Raw genomic sequence first — 19,898 nt, forward strand, 5'->3', positions numbered from 1 at the left:
CCCCCTGCTAATTTTACCCCGATGAAACTGACCCCCACCTTGCTGCTGGCCGTGGCCGCCGCTTCCCTGGCTCTGACCTCCTGCAGCAGCGAGCCCTCCGACTGGCGTCCCGACGACAAAGTATCCGTCGACTTGGTTGCGCCGGGCACCCGCTCTAGCGACAACTTCGACCAGAACACGGCCTACGCTCCCAACCAGGCCAAAGGCGCGGCCATCACGGAACCCGTCAACTCGGCGGCCGACCTCGACGTGCGCCCGCAGCCCAAGGTGGAATCGACCATTTCGGCCAACGCCGAGGAGGGCCTGCGCAAGCGCGGCAAAATGAACGACGCCGGCAAATCGAGCCAGGCCGACACCGCCGCCAACGGGCACGAGATTCAGCGCTAAGCCGCGGCGCACCGCCCGGCTACGTATTTGGGTGGCAGCCTCGCCGCTGGTGGGGATGCTCCTGTTTTTGAGTGAAGAATGAGGAATGAGGAATGCAAAACCGGCGCTGTCTGGTTCTGCATTCCTCATTCTTCATTCTTCATTCCTCATTGACTATCATGGGGTTTGCTATTTTTTTGTTGCTGCTGACGGTGCTGGGCGCGGGCGCAGCGGCGGCCTGGGTGCCGGTGACGCAGGGCAGCCGGTGGCTGAAGCCGCTGCTGGCCTTTAGCGGGGCTTACCTGTTTACGCTCACGGTCACGCACATTTTGCCGGAGGCGTTGCAGCTGCTGCCCGAGCAGCCCGCCCGCGTGGGCTACTGGGTGCTGGCGGGCTTTTTCGGGCAGTTGCTGCTGGAAGTGCTGTCGCAGGGCGTGGAGCACGGGCACGTGCACCACGAGCCAGCCCACGGGGCGCACACGGGCGTGAGCCGGGTGCCGTTTTTACTGCTGGCGGCGCTGGTGGTGCATTCGTTTCTGGAAGGCAGCATCCTAGTCAAAACGCCCGAGGTGGGCCAGATAAGCCAGAACTTTTACGCCATTGTAGTGGGCGTGGCCCTGCATCACGTGCCGGCCGCGTTCGCGCTGGCCACCCTGTTGCGGCTGCGGCTGGGCAGCTTCCGGCGGGTGTGGCCGGGGCTGCTGGTGTTTGCGCTGGCCTCGCCCGTGGGCATCGTGTTCAGCAACTACGTGGTGCTGAGCAAGCTGCTGAGCAGTGGGCTGTATGCGTCGCTGCTGGGTCTGGTGGCTGGCAATTTCCTGCACGTGTCCACCACCATTCTGTTTGAAACCAGCCCGGAGCACCGGCTCAACTGGCCCAAGCTGGGCGCCACGCTGGCCGGGCTGCTGCTGGCGCTGGCCGTAGCGTAGCTTCTACTACGGCAGTAAAAACATCCCGTGTATGTGCTCTTGCCTGGGTGCACCCGTGGCCAGGGGCACTGTCTTTCCGGCGACGGCGCGCCACCGTCTCCCCGGTGTTGGAGGCCGAGCCACATCTTTCGGCAACGCCCGGACACCTATCCCTCGCGTAGGCGCCCACTGCCATTGGGCTATAGCAGGCTCTCTTGATTGTATTGAATGGCGCTTGGTATCGCCGCCGCGCGGGCGTTGCCGTGGAGTATTTGTTCCAAAGGTCAGTGCGGAATTCAAACCCCGAGAAAACATTGTCACTCGCTGGGACCAAGCCCCTTGAGCATCTCATGAATCCACTACCCCCCTCTTTGTCCGTAGATTGCCCAAATGTCCTCCCTCGACTAAATCCTTAGATGCGACCATTATTACTCATTGCCCTATTTTCCTCGTTGTCTGTAGCTGCGTTTGCCCAGAAACTCACCGGGCAGGTACTAGACGCTGAATTTTCCCAACCGATACCAGGAGCCAGCGTGCAGGTAAAACGCACGCAGGCCGGTACGCTCACAAACGCTGCGGGAACGTTCACGCTGACCAATCTCCAGCCAGCCGACCTACTTGTTGTTACGTACCTGGGCTACAAATCGCAGGAAGTCCCGTTCACGGGGCAGACCAACCTGACGGTTAAACTGGTGGCGGGCCTTGCCCTGAATGAGGTCGTCGTGACGGCCCTGGGGCTGGAGCGCAACGCCCAAAGCCTGGGCTACGCGGTGCAGAAAGTAGATGCCCGACAGGTGAGCGAGGTAAAGGCTTCTAATTTTCTCGACAACCTCTCGGGTAAAGTAGCGGGCGTCATGGTCACGGCTGGCTCAACCGGGGTGGGGGCGTCGTCGCGGATTACCATCCGAGGCGAATCGTCCTTTACCAACAACAATCCCCTGTTTGTGGTCGACGGCATTATCATAAACAACGCCACGGTGGTCAACCGGGTCGACGACGATGCCAACGGGTTTCAGGAGATTGATTTCGGCAATGGGGCGGGCGAAATCAATCCCGACGACGTGGCGTCGGTGACGGTGCTGAAGGGACCCAGCGCGGCGGCGCTCTACGGCACGCGGGCCTCGAATGGGGTCGTCCTGATTACGACCAAAGACGGAGCGTCGGCGGGCAAAGGCATTGGGGTGAGCTTCAACAGCACCTTCTACGCCGAGCAGCCGTTTCAGCTGCCTCGATTTCAGAACAGCTACGGGCAAGGGAACAGCGGGGCGTTTAAGTACGTCGACGGCCTGGGCGGGGGCGTCAACGACAATATTTCGTACAGCTACGGCCCGAAGCTGGACGCGGGCGTGCTGACGCCGCAGTACGACAGTCCCGTGACCCTGCCCAACGGCCAGGTGGTGCGCGGCGCCGATACCAAGCTCTATAGCGGCCTGCCCATCACCCCGACGCCGTTTGTGTCGCACCCCAACAACCTGAAGGATTTTTACCAGACAGGGCATACGGCCATCAACAACCTGGCGGTTGCGGGCGACTACAACAAAGGCAGCTACCGCCTCTCTTACACCGACCTCAACAGCCAGTCGATTATTCCGGGGGTGGACCTCAAGCGCAAAACGCTGGCCGCCCGCCTGCAGTTTGACCCGGCCCGGCGCCTGAAAATCAGCTCCTCGATTAACTACATCAACAGCGGCAGCAAAAACCGCCCCGCCACCAAGTACGGGTCGGAAAACACCAACTACGCCTTGAGTGCCTGGCTGGGCCGCCAAACCGACATCAACCCCATGAAGCAGTACTGGCAGCCGGGGCTGGAAGGCATTCAGCAATTTTCCTACAACTACACCTACTTCGACAACCCCTATTTTACGCTCTACGAAAACCGGAATTCGTTTGACCGCGACCGGCTCATCGGCAACCTGGCCCTCACGGCCGAGCTGGCCAACAACCTGACGTTGATGGTGCGGAGCAGCATGGACTACTCCAATGAGAACCGCCAGTTTCGGCGGGCCTTCAGCAGCAACCGCTTCAAGAGCGGCGCTTACGCCGAGAACGGCGTGTTTTTCCGGGAAATCAACACCGACTTCCTGCTGAACTACACTCGCAGCCTGGGGCCGCTGTCGCTCGACGTGTCGGCGGGCGGCAACCGCATGGACCAATCGACTTCGTTCAACCAATACCAGGCCCTGACGCTGGCGCAGCCGGGCGTGTTCAAGCTCAACAACGCCGCCTCGCCGGTAGAGGTCTACCAGCAAAGCGGCCGCAAGCGCATCAACAGCCTGTACGCCCTGGCCAAGCTGGGTTATAAGGACGTGTTGTTTGTCGACATCACCGGGCGCAACGACTGGTCGAGCGCCCTGGCTACGCCCACGTCGACGGCCAATACGGCCTTTTTCTACCCGTCGGCCTCGGCCAGCTGGGTGCTGTCGAACCAGTTCCGGCTGCCCATGGTCGTGTCCTTTGCCAAAGTGCGGGCCAGCATCGCCAACGTCGGCAACGACACCGGCCCCTACCAGACCGCGGGGGTGTACAATGCCCGGAACCCGGTTTTTTCGCAGCCGGCGTTCAGCGCCCAGAGCACCATTGCCAACACCAACCTGAAACCGGAGTCGATTACCTCGCTGGAATTTGGGGCTGATGTCCGCTTCCTCAACGACCGGCTGGGTTTCGACCTGACCTATTACGATTCCCGCACCAGCAACCAGATTCTGTCGCTGCCTATTGCCATCCCCACGGGCTACAGCGAGCGGGTCATCAACGGGGGCGAGGTGCGCTCGCGGGGCATCGAGGCGGTGGTGAACGCCACGCCCATTCAGACAAGCCGCTTCCGCTGGAATGTGAACCTGAACTTCAGCCGGAATCGGACCACCGTGGTGTCGCTGCCCCCGGAAGCCGGGACCCTGACGCTGGGCTACAACCGCATCTACGACAACGTGAACCAGACGGTGTGGTACCAGGTGCGGCAAGGCGACCGCATGGGCGACATGTGGGGCACGGGCTACTTGCGCAGCCCGCAGGGCGACTTCATTGTGGGCAGCAACGGGCAGTACATTGCCGACAACACGCTCAAGAAACTGGGCAACTACAACCCCGATTTCATGGTAGGGCTGTCGAACCAATTCAGCGTCGGGAATTTCAATGTCGGCTTTCTGCTCGACTGGCGACAGGGCGGCATTCTGGTGTCGCGGACGCTGGCGCTGGCCGGCGTGGCGGGTCAGCTGATTGAAACGGCTGACCGGCCCGATGCCGGCATTGTGGCCAAAGGCGTGGTGAATGTGGGCACCCCCGAAAACCCGATTTACCAGCCAAATACGAAGGCCATTCCGGCCGAAACCTACTACCGGATGTACTACGACCGCAACAACGAGGAGAACAGCACCTACGATGCCTCCTACGTCAAGCTGCGGGAGTTCACCATCGGCTTCACGGTGCCGCAGACGGCATGGTTGACCAACAAGCTGCACACGCAGCGGCTGACCGTTGCCTTAATCGGCCGGAACCTGCTGGCCTTGTCGCACATCCCGCACTTCGACCCCGAGCAGACCTCCTTCCAGCAAAATCAACTGCAGACGGGCGTCGAGGACATGACCTACCCCACCACCCGCAACGTGGGCCTGAAGCTCAGCGCGAACTTCTAAGCCCCACCACCCGAACATGAAACGGAAAATATACAGCGTCCTGCTGCTGACCGCACTGGCGGGCGTTTTGCCCGCCTGCACGGATAGATTCGAGGAAATCAACACGAACCCCAACGCGCCGGTCGATGTGCAACCGTCGCTGCTGCTGCGCAAAGTCATCTTCGACTACGGCGAGCAGATGTCGTACGAAGCCTTCGTGGCGGGCAACCTGCTGGGGCAGTACTTCACGGCCATCGACTTCAACCTCTTCGACCGGCACAGCCTGAGCGAGCCGCAGTACGGCGGCAATCCCTGGCCGTTTCTGTACAGCAACCTGCGCGACAACGAGATTCTGCTGCAAAAAGCGCGCGCCAATGCGGCTTTCGGGGTGTACGAAGGGCCGGCCCTGATTCTGAAAGCCTACCTCGCCGCCCAACTGACGGACCTGTATGGCGACGTGCCCTACAGCCAGGCGCTGCAGGGCCAAACCGGAGTGATTACGCCGGCTTACGACAGCCAGGAATCCATCTACACGGCCCCTGGCGGCATCCTCGACAACCTTGATAAGGGCATTGCCTCCATCAACAACTACAACGGGGCGACGGCGCTCGACGGCGACCTGCTCTACAGTGGCAACCGCAGCAAATGGGTGCTGTTTGCCAACTCGCTGAAAATTAAATACCTGATGCGCATATCAGGTAAGGTTAACGTGCAAGCAGCCCTGCAAAAAGTCGTGGCCGACGGCAACTACATCAAGACGAATGCGGACAATGCCGCATTCCGATTCTCGCTGACGCAGCCCAATAACTTCCGCATGGCGACGGCCCGCATCGGTGATTATAACCTGTTCATCATGTCCAAAACCAGCGAAGAACTGCTCGCGGGGCTGGGCGACGCCCGGGTGGCAACGTACTTTCGGCCCACGGCGGCCAATCCGGGTGCCTACAAAGGCTTGTTGAACGGACCCGATGCCTCAAAACTCTCCATCTCGTTGGCCGATTACTCGTTCACAGGAACCATCTTCCGGGAAAACTCGGACCGTTTATCGGCCAGCTACATGACTGCGGCCGAAACCAGCTTCTGGCTGGCCGAAGCTGCCCAACGCGGGCTGGTGTCCGCATCGGCGCGGACCTTGTATGAGCAGGGCATTACTCAGTCGTTTGCCTACTGGGGCACGGCGCTGCCCGCCACTTACCTCACCAGCACCAAGGTGGCGTACGGGCAGAACGGCCAGAACCCCATCGAGCAGATACTGACGCAGAAATGGCTGCATAACCTCAACAACGGCTACGAAGGGTGGAACGAGTACCGCCGCACGGGATTTCCCCGCCTGAAAACGGTTTCAGCCAGCCTCAATAATGGGCTGATTCCCGTGCGCATGCCCTACCCCGGCACAGAGAGTGCGCTGAACGCGACGCAGTACAAAATAGCGGCCGCCAACACCCAGAACAACAGCATCAACGTCCCCGTGTGGTGGGCTCGCTGATTCCCCCCGTATGAGCACAACCCTGTGGCAATGGGCCTTGGTCCTGGCCTCCAGCATCACGCTGTTTTTGGTGTCGCCGCTGTCGCGCACCGCGCCCGAATTTTTCCGGGGCGCCCGCAAAGAGCGCACCCCCAACACTGTTTTCCTGACGAGTAGTCTGGTCATCTCCTGGCTGTTTGCCAAGTCGATTACCAATGCCGCCAACCTGGGCCAAAGCTTCGGGCTGGTGGGGGGCGTGGCCTACGCGGGGTACTACCTGTCGTTTTTGGTGGCCGGTTTTGTCATTGTGTCCATGCGCAGCAAAGGGGGCTACCGCAGCATCCACCATTTTCTGGAATCGAAGTATGGCGCGGGGGCGGTGGTCGTCTTCACCTTCCTGATTATCATTCGGCTGTACAACGAAATCTGGTCCAACACCATCGTCATCGGCTCTTATTTTGGTGCCCAGGGCACGTCTGCTTACTACGTGGCCATTGTGGTGTTTACTCTGCTCACGCTGGCCTACACGCTCAAAGGCGGCATGAGCAGCTCGATTATGACCGACGTGATTCAGCTCTCGCTCTTCGTGGTGCTGCTCACGGTCATTCTGGGGTTTATCCTGCCGCAGTACGGGGGCAGCCTGCAGCCCTTTCTGAGCAGTGGAGAATGGACCTTGGGGCAGGGAGTCGATTTGCTGCTGGTGGCCCTGGTGCAGTGCTTCAGCTACCCGTTCCACGACCCGGTGCTCACCGACCGGGGGTTTATCTCCGACACGCGCACCACGCTGCGGTCCTACCTCTGGGCGGGGGCCATCGGCTCGGGCTGCATCATCTTTTTTAGCTTCGTGGGCATCTTCGCCAAGCTCAACGGCCTGACCGGTGAGGCCCCGGTGGCCGTGGCGCGGTACTTCGGGGTGCCGATGCTGCTGCTGATGAACCTCATCATGGTTACCTCAGCCTCGTCGACCCTGGATTCGGCCATGGCCTCCTTCTCCAAACTAATCAGCATCGACCTGAGCAAAGCGGCCGTGCCCAGCGTATCGCGAGGACGGTGGGCCATGGTGATTTTGACAGTGCTAGGCACCATCCCGGTGTTTTTCAACCCCGCCATTCTGTCGGCCACCACCATCAGCGGTACGCTGGTGCTGGGCCTGGCCCCCGTGTTTTTGTTCTGGAATGTGCCCGTCCCGCGCCTGGCTTTTCACCTATCGGTCATTGGCGGCCTTGTGCTAGGCGGTTTGCTGACGCTGTTTCCGCTGCCCGATACCTTGCACCTGGGCGACGGCAAATACGGGGCGCTGCTCAGCACGAACCTGATTACGTCCGCTTTCTGTTTCGGCGTATTCGGGCTCTGTGCTCTTCTCCCCAAAAAGCCACATCATGGATAGCCCACTTACCACAGACCTCGGCACGCGCAGCGGCCGGCTGCTCGTTTTCGGCGGGCCTTACTCCAACCTACAGGCGCTGGAGGCGCTCAAAGACATTGCCGACCAGCTGCAGATTCCGGCGGGCAACGTCATCTGCACCGGCGACATCGTGGGCTACTGCGCCCAACCCGAAGCAGCAGTGCAGTTTGTGAAAGACTGGGGGGTGCACGCCATTCAGGGCAATGTGGAGCAGAACATCATCCGGGGCGAAGACGACTGCGGCTGCAACTTCGCCGAGGGCAGCCGGTGCGACCTGTTGTCGCGCGCCTGGTTTCCCTACGCGGTGCGGAACCTATCGGCGGACTCGGTCGCTTGGCTGAACACCCTGCCGCTCCAATTGTCTTTCCGGTATGCGGCCAAGGCGGTAGCCGTGCTGCACGGTGCGGCCACCGGCATCGCCGATTTCGTATTCGCATCAACACCCTGGCCGGTGAAAGAAACCAGCTTTGCCATTACCGGGGCCGAGGTGATACTGGCCGGCCACGCCGGACTGCCCTTTGCCGATGAGCAAGCCGGCAAATGCTGGCTCAACGCGGGCGTGATTGGGATGCCCGCCAACGATGGCACCCCGCGGGTCTGGTATCTGCTGCTCGATGACACCAATAGGCAGTTTAGCTACGCCTTTCACGCCTTTACCTATGACAACGGCAAGGCTCATCGGCTAATGCAAGCAAATGGGCTCCCCGATTCTTATGCCGAAACGCTCCTAACGGGCATCTGGGATAACTGCGAAATTTTGCCAGAAGCGGAGAAGGCTTTACAAGGCCGGGCTATTGCGCTGCATTATGAAGCGACTGAACTAAACGGCTCTTTGGGCTAGACTGCTGAGTTGCCCAATACCAGGTGCCCAATCGACTGCTAAAGTCAAAAGCTAGTCCAAGTAACTCGTCTACGAGCTACTGTTGACAAAACGCAGCTGAGACGGAGTTCGTGAGAACAATATTTATTCTAACTGCACGAAGGCGAATCTCAACGACTCACAGCTCTTCCACCGCCCCGCTGCCGCGCAGGAAGTTTTCCAGCTGCCGGGCGCGGGCCGTTTCGTGGGCCAACAGGGCCTGCAGGCGCACGAGGCGTTGGCGCATGGCCAGGATTACATCCAGTGCTTCGGGGGGCAGGCTGAGCTCGTGGTAGAGGCGGGCTAGGCGGGGCAGGTCGTCGGGCTCGTCCACGATGACGGTTTCGGGCGCGGGAGCGGCGCGCAGCAGGCCGGCCTGCAGGAACTCGTGCAGCTCGGCCGGCGCCAGGCCGTAGCGAACGTTGCACTCCTGGAAAGTGAGGGTGATGAGGTGCGTTTCCATAACAACAAGGGGTTAGGCGTCGGGCCGCAGGGCCGCCAGCTGCTTGATGAGGTCTTTTTCCTGGTCGGTGAGGTGCTGGGGCAGCGTCAGGTTCAGGCGCAGGTAGAGGTCGCCGAACTGGCCGTTCTTGCGGTACACGGGAAAGCCTTTGCCGCGCAGGCGCAGGCGGGTGCCGTTGGGGGTTTCGGGCTTGAGCTTGATTTTGACGGGCCCGCTGAGCGTGTCCACGGTTTGCTCGCCGCCCAGCAGGGCCTTGTACACGCTCACGGGCACGTCCTGGGTGAGGTCGTCGCCGGTGCGGGCGTAGCGGGCGTCGGGCCGAATGCGGAAGGTGATGAGCAGCGAGCCGTTGGGTCCGCCGTTGCGGCCGGGGCCGCCCTGGTCGCGCAGCCGGATGGTCTGGCCGTCGGCCACGCCGGGCTGAATGGTGAGGCGCAGGTTTTTGCCGTTCACCGTAATGGTGCGCGGGCCGCCGCGGTAGGCTTCTTCCAGGCTCAGCTCCAGCTCGGCCTGATAGTCCTGGCCGGCGCCGGGGCGGGTGCTGCGGCCGCCCCCGGCGCCGCCCATGCCGCCAAACAGGGAGCTGAAGAAGTCGGAGAAGTCCTCGCCCTCGCCAAAGGGACTGCCCTGGCTGCCGCCGAAGCCGCCGCCGCCGCCCTGGGTGTACTGGCTCCAGTCGAAGCCCCCGCCGGGCTGGCCAGCCCCGCCGCCGGGCTGCTGCTGGTAGCGCTGCCAGTCGGCTCCGAACTGGTCGTATTTCTTGCGCTTGTCGGGGTCGCTGAGGACTTCGTTGGCCTCGTTGATTTCCTTGAACTTCTGTTCCGCCGTTTTGTCGTTGGGGTTGACGTCGGGGTGGTGCTGGCGGGCCAGCTTGCGATAGGCCTTCTTGATTTGTTCGGGCGTAGCCGTTTTGTCGAGGCCCAGCGTCTTGTAATAGTCTTTGTAATCCATTGCGAAAAGTCCTTGGGAGGATGGCCGAATGACCGGAACGGCAGCAAGTTATTCGCTGCGGCGGCAGCTTGGTTATCTGGCCGGCTGGGCGGTGCGCCCGGGCGTGGGCAGCCCCGGCCGCAGCTCAACCTTAGCCGCCTTCGGGCCCAGCTGCAGCAAACGGGCACCAAAATTGAAAGGTGGGGTTTTGAACGGAAATTTTGGTCAAAAGTTGGCTATTTTCCACTAAGTGAATCCTCAACCTTTTTGCACTCGTACATTAAGCCAAGATGAATTTGAATGTCAAATATTGTGTAACTTGCGCTCTAATAGAGATTCATCCTACTGTTTAAATTATTTCATTTTTAATTTTTCCATGAAATACTCGCAACTCATTTGGGCCGCTCTTGTTCTGTTGGTTTTGAACAGCGGTGTGGCCCAGGCCCAAACCAAATTGCCGCCCCGCCGGCCGGGTGGCGCAGTGCCCGCCCGGGCCAAACTGGCCGCCAACGGCGAAGGCGTGAAAGACGGCCTGACCATGCAGAAAGGCCGCGTCATCCTGACCGAGCTCGGCGTGACCAACCCGCTCACGGCCGACAAGCAGCTCCTCAACGGCACCACCATCAGCACCACGGGCCTGGTGACGGCCAAGGACGGCACCACCACCCAAATCAACGAAGGCGACCACGTGTCGCTGAGCGGCCGCGTCACCTCGCGCCGGGCCATCATGGAGGCCGACAGCATCGCCAAAATCACCTCCTACGACGCCCTGCACCCCGGCAAGCGCAAGAAGATGGAGGAGGCCAGAGAAAAAAAGGAAAAAGCCAAGCTGAAGCGCGAAGAAGAAAAAATCAAAGCCAAGGAAAAGGCCGCGAAACGCAAGCGTTAAGGTTGTGGCTTCCGAAGCCGGCTGCGCGCCGCTTCGCCTTCGGGCGGGGCGGCGCGTTTGCGTTGGGGCAATTTGTGTTGCAGAAGCGCGGGTTTGTATAACACGGTGGGCAGGCCGGGGCCGGACCTTTGTCATGGTCAAACACCTAACCTTAATTCATTCGCAATGAGCAATATTAAAACCGTCGCACTGGGCAGCCAGGGCCTGCACGTCCCCATCGAAGGGCTGGGCTGCATGGGCATGACGGCCGGCATCAACGGCATGAGCGTGTATGGCGCGGCCGACGAAGTGGAAAGCGTAGCCACCATTCACCGGGCCCTGGAGCTGGGCGTGAACCTGCTCGATACGGCCGACCTCTACGGCCCCGCCCTGAACGAGCGGCTGGTGGGCCGGGCCATTGCCGGCCGCCGCGCCGACGTGATTCTGGCCACCAAGTTTGGCTTTGAAGTCGACGACGCCGAAACCTGGACCGGCGGCTACAACGGCCGGCCCGACTACGTGCGCAAAAGCATCGAACGCTCGCTGCGCAACCTGGGCACCGACTACGTAGACCTCTACTACCTGCACCGCCAGGACCCCGCCACGCCCATCGAGGAAACCGTGGGCGCCATGAGCCGGCTGGTGGAAGAAGGCAAAGTGCGCTACCTGGGTTTGAGCGAGGTACCGGCCGACATCCTGCACCGGGCCCACGCCGTGCACCCCATCACGGCCCTGCAAACCGAGTATTCGCTCTTCGACCGCGGCGTGGAAGAAAGCGGGGTGCTGCAAGCCACCCGCGACATGGGCATCGGCTTCGTGGGCTACTCGCCGCTGGGCCGGGGCTTTTTGTCGGGCGAAATCAAAACCCCCGACGACTTTGAGCCGAACGACTCGCGCCGCTTTTTCCCGCGCTACCAAGGCGAGAATTTCTACAAAAACCTGGCCCTGGTGGAGAAGCTGCGGGCGCTGGCCGAGGCCAAAGACGTGACGGCCGCGCAACTTGCGCTGGCCTGGGCGCTAGCGCAGGGCGTGGTGGCCATTCCGGGCACCAAGCGCCGCAACTACCTGGAGGCCAACGTAGCGGCCGCCACCCTCACGCTCAGCCCGGCCGAGTTGGCCGAGTTGGAAGCCATCATGCCCGTGGGCAGCCAAGCGGGCGCGGCGTATCCGGAGGGTTTCTAGGCGCGCAGGCCGCGGCAGAATGGCGAACTTGGCCGGATATCCCGCAAAAAATGCAGCATGGACTATTTCGTTGGCTACCGCAGGCTTGAGGTGACGGACGCCGAGCTGGCGCTCACGTTCCCAGTGGTGGTGCTGTACCCGAGCCGCACCGCCGGCCAGGCCGAAACCCTGGGCCATTACACCTTGGACGTGGCGCACGAAGCCCCCGTAGCGGCCGGCACGTTTCCGGTGGTGCTGCTCTCGCACGGCACCGGCAGTTCGGGGCTGGTGCATCGGAACCTGGCCCACTACCTGGCCCGCCACGGCTGGGTGGTGGGCCTGCCGGAACACCCGTTCAACAACCGCGACAACGACGCCTGGGCCGGCACTCCGCAGAACTTGGTGGCCCGGCCGCGCCACCTGCAGCTGGCCATCGATGCCCTGAGCGAGGACTCGGGGCTGGCCGGGGCGCTCCGGCCAGATGGGGTAAGCCTCATTGGCCACTCGCTGGGCGGCTACACCGCGCTGGCGCTGGCCGGCGGCCGGCCCACCGCCACGCCGCGGGACTCGCCCGATTGGCAGCAACAGCCCATTCCGGTACCGGCCGGTGCGCGGGTGCGGGCCTTGGTGCTGCTGGCCCCGGCCACGCCCTGGTTCATGGCGCCCGGCGCGCTGAGCGGCGTGCGGGTGCCCATGCTGCTGTTGGAAGCCGAAAGAGACGAACACCTCACGCGCTTCCACGGCGAGATTGTGCGCAACGGCGTGCCCGACGCTAGGCGACTCACGCACCGCGTGGTGCCCAACGCCGGCCACTTTTCCTTTTTGAGTCCGTTTCCGGCGGCGAGGGTCAGCCCGGGGTTTCCGCCTTCACAGGACCCGGCCGGATTCGACCGGCTGCAGTTTCACGCCGTGCTGTACCCGGAAATTCTGGCTTTTCTGAGCCAAACAGTCTGAGCCAAACAGTTTAACCAGCTTCCCGACACCCGATGAAACAGCCCACCAAAGAGTTTCAGGTGCTACACACCGTTACGGACTACACCCGCTTTTGTGGGAAGCCGGCGCCGGCGCACCCCCTGCTCACCATCCTGGACCTGAGCGAGTCGCGCGGGCAGGCCCCGCCCAAAGGCCGCACGCCGGTGGTGCCGCAGCTCTACAGCATCTGGCTGAAAAAAGGGCTGAAAGGCACCATTCACTACGGCCGGCAGTCCTACGATTTTGGCGAGGGCGTGCTGGGGTTTCAGGCGCCGGGCCAGGTGTTTGCCATCGACGAAACGCTGGATTTGTCGGAAATCAGCGGCTGGATGCTGGTCTTCCACCCCGATTTGCTGGCGAAGTACCCACTGGCCAGGAAAATTCTGACCTACAACTTTTTCTCCTATGAGGTGCACGAGGCCCTGCACCTTTCCGCCAAAGAAGAAGCGGTGCTGGATGGCCTGCTTCGCAACATCAAAGCCGAATACGAGCAACCCATCGACGCTTTTAGCCAGGACGTGCTCATTTCGCAGCTCGACCTGCTGCTGAGCTACGCCAACCGCTTTTACCACCGCCAGTTCCTGACGCGGCGCACGCCCGAGCACGACCTGCTCAGCCGCTTCGAGGCCTTGGTGACGGAGTATTTTGCGCGGGAGGGAGAACGGCCGCTGCCCACCGTGCAGCACTTCGCCGATACCCTGCACGTGTCGCCGGCCTATCTCGGCGACATGCTGCGCACCCTCACCGGCCAGAGCACCCAGCAGCACCTGCACCACGCCCTCATCGAGAAGGCCAAACGCCTGCTGCTCACCACCTCTCTTACCGTGAACGAGGCAGCTTTCCAGCTGGGGTTTGAGTACCCGCAGTACTTCACGCGCCTCTTCAAAAGCAAGACCGGACTGACGCCGGCGGCCTTCCGGTTTTCGGCGCAGTAGGGCCGCGGCGGGGCGGCGGCGGAATGCGGAGCTTACGGCTACCTTCGCAGGCCTTACGTATTCCCGCTCATGCTTTTCTACACTGTGATGAAACCGCTGGTGCAGGTGGCCCTGCGGGTGTTTTTCCGGCGCATGGAGGTGCGGCACCGCGAACGCCTCAACCTGCCCGGCCCGCTGCTCTTCGCCGGCAACCACCCCAACACGCTCATGGACCCGTTGCTCACGGCCATCCACACGCGGCAGCCGGTGGCGTTTCTGGCCAAGAGCACGTTTTTCAAGAATCCCGTCATTCGGGCCATCATGGAGTCGGGCAACTCCATTCCCATCTACCGGCGGCAGGACGCCGACAGCGGCGCCGCGCCCGCCACGCCCGAGCAGCTGGCCGCCCAGAACGAGGCCAGCTTCGGCCGCTGCTACGACTACCTAGACCGGTGCGGCACCATCATGATTTTCCCGGAGGGCACCAGCGTGACCGAGCGCCGCCTGCGCCCCCTCAAAACCGGGGCCGCCCGCATTGCGCTGGGCGCCGAAGCCCGCCACAATTTCACGCTGGGCCTGAAGGTGATACCCATTGCCACCAACTACTTCGACCCCGCCCGCTTCCGCTCCGATGTGCTGCTGAACGTGGCCCCGCCCATCCTCGTGGCCGACTACGCCGCCGCCTACGCCCAAGACCCCGAAGCCGCCGCCGACCAGCTCACCGACGCCATTCGGGAGGCGCTGGAGCGGCGCCTGGTCATCACGCGCGACGCGGCCGAGGACGAGTTTGTGCAGCAGGTGGAGCGCACTTTCGGCGACCACCTCAACCCCGACGACAACCCCGACACGCTCTACGACAACTTTCAGCTCAGCCAGACGCTGCTGCAGGCGCTGGCTTGGTTTGAGCAGCACGCGCCCACGCGGCTGGTGGCCATGCGCCTGCAGTTCCAGGCCTACCTGGCCGAGCTGCGCCGCCACCGCCTCACCGACGAGGCCGTGGAGGGCCAGCGCCGTGGCACCGTGACCGGCCTGCTCAACCTGGTGCTTGGCGCGCCGGTGTGGCTCTATGGGCTCGTCAATAACTACCTGCCCTACATCCTGCCGTCGATGATAGCCAAGCGCGCCACCGACGACATTGCGTTTGTAGCGCCCATCATGCTGGTGGTGGGCATGCTCACGTTTCCGCTGGCGTATGCGCTGCAAGCCGCCGCCGTGCAGCACTGGCTCACGCACGACTGGCGGCTCACGGCCCTCTACGTGCTCAGCCTGCCACTCACCGGCTTCTACGCCCTCAGCTACTGGAACAAACTCGCCCCGCGCCTAGACCGCCTGCGCGCCCTGCGCCTGTTCCGCAGCCAGCCCGCCGTGGGCCAGGACCTGCTGGCCCGGCGCGCCGAGCTGCTACGGCAGCTGGAAGAAGCGCGGGCAGAGTATCTGGCGCGGCGCGTGGAGGCGTGAGAATTGGCCAACAGTCAATAGGAACGTCATGCTGAGCGCAGCCGAAGCATCTCGCGTGCAGCAGTAATCCAATCGATTGAGTTACTACCACACGCGAGATGCTTCGGCTGCGCTCAGCATGACGTTCTTTTACACCCGACGACGCCCTTTCCCTTCCTTACTCCAGCGGCATCTGCCCAAACCACATGGTTTTGCCGCTGCGGTTTTCGCCGAAGTACACGATGCTATTTTTGCCGCCCATGGGCAGTTGCGGCATCGAGTTGTTTAGGAAGTACTGCTCGCTGCCGAATTTGGCGAAGTTGCTGAGCTTGGCCGAAGCCAGGTCGATTTTGGCCACGGCGGGGTAATACAGCACCTTGGCCGTGCCCGACTCCATGCCGCCCATTTCGCGCACACCCGTGATTTCGCCTATCATCCAGTACACGCTGCGGCCATCTTGCCCGAGGTAGGTGTGCTGCTCGTTAGGGTTTTGCTCGCTGAACTTGTTGTTTTCCTGGCGGCGCACACCGTATTGGGCGCGCAGCTGGCCCTGCGGGTCGAAGTGGAACATCATCACGTCGCGGTAGTCCTTCAGGTTTTCGCTGCTGCTCATGGTGGTGCCGCCTTTGCCGGCCAGGCTCATGAGTCCCCCAGCCAGCCCGCCGCCGCTCGACGCCGTTTTCTGGGCGCCCAGTCCCAGACCCTTGCGCTCAAACTTAAAAGCTTGGCCCTGAATGAGCAGGTCACCGTTGGGCAGCACCGTGCCGCCCGTCACCTTGAAGCGTTTGCCGGTGTATTCGGGCGTGCGCTTTTGGGCGGGCGGGGTTTGTAGCTTCTTCTCAAAATCGTCAATCGGCGTGCTGGTGAGGTAGCGCACCGCACCGCCTTTTATCTGGGCCAGCTGGAAGTTTTTGGCTTTGAAATTCTCTTCTTCCGGCTCGCGGGTGCCGCCGTTGGCCACCAGCGAAGGAATGTATTTGGCGAAGTACTCGTCGGCCTTGTCGTTGGCAGGGCCGAAGATGGACAGCGTGCCATCGGCGCTCTGGGCCATGCCGTTCACCAGCCAGGCGCCGTTGGGCGAGGCCAGGGCCACCCGCTCGCGCTCCTTGGTGTCGGCCCCCACCCGCACGAAAGCGTAGTTGGTGGGCGCGTCGGCGTTCTTTTTGTCCCCGGCCGGCGAAGGCGCAAACACGAAACCCAGGTCGTATTCGGGGTCGGCGCTGTCGTCGGCGTCCTCGTCGCGGTCGCCCTGCGGGTCCAGCTTTTTGGCTTCCACCACACTCATGGGCTTTTCAAAATTCAGCGGCGTGTCGCTCACCAGTTCCAGGTCTTTGTTGAATTTGAGGACGTGGAACTCCTTATACATCTTCATGGGGTCCATGCCCTTGCCCAGCTTGTCCTTCACGGAGGTGAGGACGACCACGGTGCCGGTCTGGTCGTAGTCGGCGTGGGTGAGGTACTGGTAATAGGCGCCGTTGTCGCCGCGGGGCTTCACCTTTTCCAGAATTTCGACCTTCTTGTTGTAGCCGCCCCACACCCAGTCCCACTTGTAGTGCACCTGCTTGCGGCGCAGCACCAGCGTGCCCATCATGTTGGGTTCCACGGTTACGCCCAGCACATCGTAGAGGTCGCCCTTGTAGCGCTTCACCTTTTCCATGGGCTCTTCGCTTTCGTCCACGCCCTTGAAGTTGAATTGCTTATCAAAATGATAGGTCTCAAACTTCACCTTGCGGTTGTTGGCTTTGGTGCAGAACACGAGGTCTACCTTGTTGGCCGGCTCGTCAATTTTCACGTCGTCGAGGAAGCCGCGCTTGGCCTTGCCCGATACGTCGTGGGTTTTCTCGATGGCCAGCTTCTGGGCCAGCAGCGGGGCGGGGAGCAGCGCAGCCGCCACGGCAGCAGCCGGCAGCCAGCGCCCAAAGGCGAGGGGTTTCATGGGATGAACAGAAAAAGGTGACGTGAAGAGCCAACGCAGCGGCCTTCACAAAAGAACCCTTCTGTTTTACCCCCGGCAATCCGTACTGGCGGGCATATTTCCGTCCGTGCTGGCACGGACAAAACGAGCCTTGCACCCCTCCTACCCCAGCACTGCCCCCGCCAGCAGGGCCACGGCAATGATGGCCACACTCGGCACCTTCTCCCACAGCAGGAGCAGAAACGTGGTGCCCACCAGCAGCGGGTTCAGCGGCAGCGAATCTATCGGCCCGAGGTGAAATGGCAAGTCCAGCAGCCGGTACGGCAGCGGGTGGTAGAGCAGGAACGTGGCCGCGCACACCAGCCCCGCGCTCACGGCGTTGATGCCTTCCAGCGAGGCCTGTACCACGCGGTACTGCCGCAGCCGGTCCCAGAACCGGATGACGAAGAAGATGAGGAACGTGCCCGGCAAAAAAATGCCCGCCACGCCCACCAGCGCCCCCAGTATCTGCATGCTGCTGCCGCCCATGGGCCGCATGGCCAGCGCCCCGATGTAGGCCGCCACCGAAAAATTGGGCCCTGGCATGGCCTGCACCAGCCCCAGCCCCGACAGAAACTCCGGCCCGGTGAGGTAGTGCTTGAACTCCACAAATTCGGCGTAGAGCAGCGGGGCCAGCACCTGCCCGCCCCCAAACACCAGCGAGCCGTTGCGGTAGAAATTTTCGAACAGCCGCACCGGCAGCAGGCGCGTGTAGTGCCCCAGCACGGCCGCCCCCGCCAGCGTGCCAAACCACAGAAAGAAATTGGCCCATTCAATGCGCAGAGGCTTTTTCTCCTGAATGATGGCGTGCTTGCGGTAGCGCACCGTGGTCACGGCGCCGCCGGCCAGCAACAGCAGCGGCAGCATCCAGGGCAGCTGGAAAAAGTAGGCCAGCATGGCGGCCGCCACCATCAGCCCCACCGCCGTTTTGGTGTGAATGACCTTTTCCGAAATCTTGTAGGCCGAGAAGGCCACGAAACCCACGGCCACCGGCTGCACAAATTGCACCAGTCCCGCCACGCGGGCCGGGTCGAGGTGGCTGAGGGTGAGGCCGGCCAGCGTCATGAGCGTGACGGCGGGCGTCATCCACACCAGCAGGGTGAGGTAGGCCAGATTGGGCCCGCCCAGCCGAAAGCCGATGACGGTGATGGTTTGGGTGGACGTAGGCCCCGGCAGCAGGGCGCACAGGGCCTGCAGTTCCAGCAGCTCGGCCGCGCTGATGTAGCGGCGCTTCTCCACCAGCAGCCGGAAAAACATGGCCAGGTGCGCCTGCGGCCCGCCAAAGGCCGTGCAGGCTAGCAGGGCCACGTCTTTCAGAAAAATAATGCCCCGCACCCGGCGCGTCCGCTTGCCCGAGCGCCGCGGCGGAGGCGTGAGCGACACGGGCGTAGCCGGTGGCGGGGCGGAGTGCGGTGGCGTTGGAACTGCCATAATCAAGAACGTCATGCTGAGCGCAGCCGAAGCATCTCGCGTGCAGCAGTAATTGGATTACTTGTGCGGTAGAGATGCTTCGGCTGCGCTCAGCATGACGTTCGGTTTTATGCGCTGAAAACCTTACTTCTTTTTCAGGCCCAGCTCAATCAGGCGCTCATTGAGGAACTCGCCGGCCGTGATGTCGGCCTCCTTCTTGGGGTTGTCGGGCGTCACGCAGTGCTCCAGGGCGGCCAGGCTCATTTCGGAGCGCGGGTGCATGAAGAACGGGATGCTGTAGCGCGAAGTGTTCATTTTCTCACGGGGCGGGTTCACCACGCGGTGAATGGTGGACTTCAGCACGCCGTTGGTGAGGCGCTGGAGCATGTCGCCCACGTTCACCACAATCTGGTCGGGCAGGGCCGTGATGGGAATCCACTTGCCGTCGCGGCGCTTCACCTGCAGGCCGTCGGCGCTGGCGCCCATCAGCAGGGTAATCAGGTTGATGTCGCCGTGTTCGGCGGCGCGCACGGCATCCTGGGGCACCTCGTCGGGGTTTTCGATGGGGAAGTAGTGGATGGGACGCAGAATGCTGTTGCCGTTTTTCACCTTGTCGTCGAAATAATTCTCGGGCAGGTGCAGGTACAGGGCAATGGCGCGCAGCACGTCTTTGCCAGCGCTTTCGAGGGTGCGGTAGGTGGTGAGGGCGGTGCCGCGGAAGGTGCTCAGCTCCTCGGGCCAGATGTTGTCGGGGTACTCGTTTTTGATGGGGTCATCGTCCTGCACCTCCTGGCCCACGTGGTAAAATTCCTTCAGGTCGCCGGTGTTGCGGCCCTTGGCGTGCTCCTTGCCCTTGCTGATGTAGCCGCGCTGACCGGCCAGCTCGGGTTTTTCGTAGCGCTGCTTGGCTTCGTCGGGCAGCTGGAAGAAAGCCTGCACGTCGGCGTACAATTGTTTGGTCTGCTCGTCGTTGAGGCCGTGGTTTTTCAGGGCTACGAAACCGATGTTTTGGTAGGCCTCGCCGAGCTGCTGCACGAAGCGGGCCTTGCGCTCGGGGTCGCCGGAACGGAAGTCGGCGAGGTCGAGCGAGGGAATTTGGTCAAGAAGTTGGTCTTGCATGGGAAAATTAGGTTTACTTTGGGGCTTGTAAGCCCACCGGTGGGTAACGCCGCAAG

The 19,898-nt window shown here is 62.2% G+C and carries 16 protein-coding genes; 11 read left to right on the top strand and 5 right to left on the bottom strand.

The features are described 5' to 3' along the window. Window positions 1–21 precede the first annotated feature (21 nt). From MUN81_RS21890 to MUN81_RS21915, 6 genes are all read left to right on the top strand, one after another. The gene (locus MUN81_RS21890; protein WP_245114291.1) at window positions 22–387 is read left to right on the top strand and encodes a hypothetical protein; all 366 of its coding nucleotides are present in this window, start codon (window positions 22–24) and stop codon (window positions 385–387) included. Between the two features lie 158 nt (window positions 388–545). Continuing rightward, on the top strand, window positions 546–1,295 hold the full coding sequence (locus MUN81_RS21895; RefSeq protein ID WP_245114292.1) for a ZIP family metal transporter: 750 nt from the start codon (window positions 546–548) through the stop codon (window positions 1,293–1,295). Between the two features lie 395 nt (window positions 1,296–1,690). Beyond that, window positions 1,691–4,906 (top strand): SusC/RagA family TonB-linked outer membrane protein, encoded by a 3,216-nt coding sequence (locus tag MUN81_RS21900; RefSeq protein ID WP_280638243.1) that lies wholly within the window; start codon window positions 1,691–1,693, stop codon window positions 4,904–4,906. A 16-nt stretch (window positions 4,907–4,922) separates the two neighbouring features. Then, the gene (locus MUN81_RS21905) at window positions 4,923–6,371 is read left to right on the top strand and encodes a SusD/RagB family nutrient-binding outer membrane lipoprotein (RefSeq protein ID WP_245114295.1); all 1,449 of its coding nucleotides are present in this window, start codon (window positions 4,923–4,925) and stop codon (window positions 6,369–6,371) included. A 10-nt stretch (window positions 6,372–6,381) separates the two neighbouring features. After that, complete coding sequence (locus MUN81_RS21910) at window positions 6,382–7,737, top strand: sodium:solute symporter (protein WP_245114297.1); 1,356 nt, start codon at window positions 6,382–6,384, stop codon at window positions 7,735–7,737. Next, entirely contained in the window at window positions 7,730–8,596 is an 867-nt protein-coding gene (locus MUN81_RS21915; RefSeq protein ID WP_245114300.1) for a metallophosphoesterase family protein, read from the top strand. The genes MUN81_RS21910 and MUN81_RS21915 overlap by 8 nt, the downstream gene beginning before the upstream one ends. Window positions 8,597–8,753: 157 nt before the next feature. Here the strand turns inward: MUN81_RS21915 and MUN81_RS21920 are convergent, their stop codons facing one another. Together MUN81_RS21920 and MUN81_RS21925 are read right to left on the bottom strand one after the other, a co-directional pair. After that, window positions 8,754–9,077, bottom strand: coding sequence for a chaperone modulator CbpM (locus MUN81_RS21920; protein ID WP_245114301.1), 324 nt, complete (start codon window positions 9,075–9,077; stop codon window positions 8,754–8,756). 12 nt (window positions 9,078–9,089) lie between these two features. Continuing rightward, the gene (locus tag MUN81_RS21925; protein ID WP_245114303.1) at window positions 9,090–10,028 is read right to left on the bottom strand and encodes a J domain-containing protein; all 939 of its coding nucleotides are present in this window, start codon (window positions 10,026–10,028) and stop codon (window positions 9,090–9,092) included. 355 nt (window positions 10,029–10,383) lie between these two features. Here MUN81_RS21925 and MUN81_RS21930 point away from each other — a divergent pair, with 355 nt between their 5' ends. From MUN81_RS21930 to MUN81_RS21950, 5 genes are all read left to right on the top strand, one after another. Next, on the top strand, window positions 10,384–10,896 hold the full coding sequence (locus tag MUN81_RS21930; protein WP_245114305.1) for a DUF6799 domain-containing protein: 513 nt from the start codon (window positions 10,384–10,386) through the stop codon (window positions 10,894–10,896). 165 nt (window positions 10,897–11,061) lie between these two features. Continuing rightward, window positions 11,062–12,057 (top strand): aldo/keto reductase, encoded by a 996-nt coding sequence (locus MUN81_RS21935; protein WP_245114306.1) that lies wholly within the window; start codon window positions 11,062–11,064, stop codon window positions 12,055–12,057. A 57-nt stretch (window positions 12,058–12,114) separates the two neighbouring features. After that, on the top strand, window positions 12,115–12,990 hold the full coding sequence (locus MUN81_RS21940; RefSeq protein ID WP_245114309.1) for a hypothetical protein: 876 nt from the start codon (window positions 12,115–12,117) through the stop codon (window positions 12,988–12,990). Window positions 12,991–13,022: 32 nt separating this feature from the next. Then, on the top strand, window positions 13,023–13,943 hold the full coding sequence (locus MUN81_RS21945) for a response regulator transcription factor (RefSeq protein WP_245114310.1): 921 nt from the start codon (window positions 13,023–13,025) through the stop codon (window positions 13,941–13,943). 69 nt (window positions 13,944–14,012) lie between these two features. Beyond that, complete coding sequence (locus MUN81_RS21950) at window positions 14,013–15,380, top strand: lysophospholipid acyltransferase family protein (RefSeq protein ID WP_245114313.1); 1,368 nt, start codon at window positions 14,013–14,015, stop codon at window positions 15,378–15,380. Between the two features lie 157 nt (window positions 15,381–15,537). On the opposite strand, the gene MUN81_RS21955 is transcribed toward MUN81_RS21950, so the two are convergent. From MUN81_RS21955 to MUN81_RS21965, 3 genes are all read right to left on the bottom strand, one after another. Further along, complete coding sequence (locus MUN81_RS21955; RefSeq protein WP_245114315.1) at window positions 15,538–17,295, bottom strand: hypothetical protein; 1,758 nt, start codon at window positions 17,293–17,295, stop codon at window positions 15,538–15,540. 141 nt (window positions 17,296–17,436) lie between these two features. Continuing rightward, the gene (chrA, locus tag MUN81_RS21960) at window positions 17,437–18,744 is read right to left on the bottom strand and encodes a chromate efflux transporter (RefSeq protein ID WP_245114317.1); all 1,308 of its coding nucleotides are present in this window, start codon (window positions 18,742–18,744) and stop codon (window positions 17,437–17,439) included. 123 nt (window positions 18,745–18,867) lie between these two features. Next, the gene (locus tag MUN81_RS21965) at window positions 18,868–19,842 is read right to left on the bottom strand and encodes a 2-oxoglutarate and iron-dependent oxygenase domain-containing protein (protein ID WP_245114319.1); all 975 of its coding nucleotides are present in this window, start codon (window positions 19,840–19,842) and stop codon (window positions 18,868–18,870) included. Between the last annotated feature and the right edge of the window lie 56 nt (window positions 19,843–19,898).

The organism is Hymenobacter sp. 5317J-9, from assembly GCF_022921075.1.
In the GTDB taxonomy this organism is placed as follows: Bacteria; Bacteroidota; Bacteroidia; order Cytophagales; family Hymenobacteraceae; genus Hymenobacter.

Bases quoted from the DNA above. Each gene is read 5' to 3' on its own strand.
- MUN81_RS21890 (WP_245114291.1), top strand. From the start codon at position 22: ATGAAACTGACCCCCACCTTGCTGCTGGCCGTGGCCGCCGCTTCCCTG.
- MUN81_RS21895 (WP_245114292.1), top strand. From the start codon at position 546: ATGGGGTTTGCTATTTTTTTGTTGCTGCTGACGGTGCTGGGCGCGGGC.
- MUN81_RS21900 (WP_280638243.1), top strand. From the start codon at position 1,691: ATGCGACCATTATTACTCATTGCCCTATTTTCCTCGTTGTCTGTAGCT.
- MUN81_RS21905 (WP_245114295.1), top strand. From the start codon at position 4,923: ATGAAACGGAAAATATACAGCGTCCTGCTGCTGACCGCACTGGCGGGC.
- MUN81_RS21910 (WP_245114297.1), top strand. From the start codon at position 6,382: ATGAGCACAACCCTGTGGCAATGGGCCTTGGTCCTGGCCTCCAGCATC.
- MUN81_RS21915 (WP_245114300.1), top strand. From the start codon at position 7,730: ATGGATAGCCCACTTACCACAGACCTCGGCACGCGCAGCGGCCGGCTG.
- MUN81_RS21920 (WP_245114301.1), bottom strand. From the start codon at position 9,077: ATGGAAACGCACCTCATCACCCTCACTTTCCAGGAGTGCAACGTTCGC.
- MUN81_RS21925 (WP_245114303.1), bottom strand. From the start codon at position 10,028: ATGGATTACAAAGACTATTACAAGACGCTGGGCCTCGACAAAACGGCT.
- MUN81_RS21930 (WP_245114305.1), top strand. From the start codon at position 10,384: ATGAAATACTCGCAACTCATTTGGGCCGCTCTTGTTCTGTTGGTTTTG.
- MUN81_RS21935 (WP_245114306.1), top strand. From the start codon at position 11,062: ATGAGCAATATTAAAACCGTCGCACTGGGCAGCCAGGGCCTGCACGTC.
- MUN81_RS21940 (WP_245114309.1), top strand. From the start codon at position 12,115: ATGGACTATTTCGTTGGCTACCGCAGGCTTGAGGTGACGGACGCCGAG.
- MUN81_RS21945 (WP_245114310.1), top strand. From the start codon at position 13,023: ATGAAACAGCCCACCAAAGAGTTTCAGGTGCTACACACCGTTACGGAC.
- MUN81_RS21950 (WP_245114313.1), top strand. From the start codon at position 14,013: ATGCTTTTCTACACTGTGATGAAACCGCTGGTGCAGGTGGCCCTGCGG.
- MUN81_RS21955 (WP_245114315.1), bottom strand. From the start codon at position 17,295: ATGAAACCCCTCGCCTTTGGGCGCTGGCTGCCGGCTGCTGCCGTGGCG.
- chrA (WP_245114317.1), bottom strand. From the start codon at position 18,744: ATGGCAGTTCCAACGCCACCGCACTCCGCCCCGCCACCGGCTACGCCC.
- MUN81_RS21965 (WP_245114319.1), bottom strand. From the start codon at position 19,842: ATGCAAGACCAACTTCTTGACCAAATTCCCTCGCTCGACCTCGCCGAC.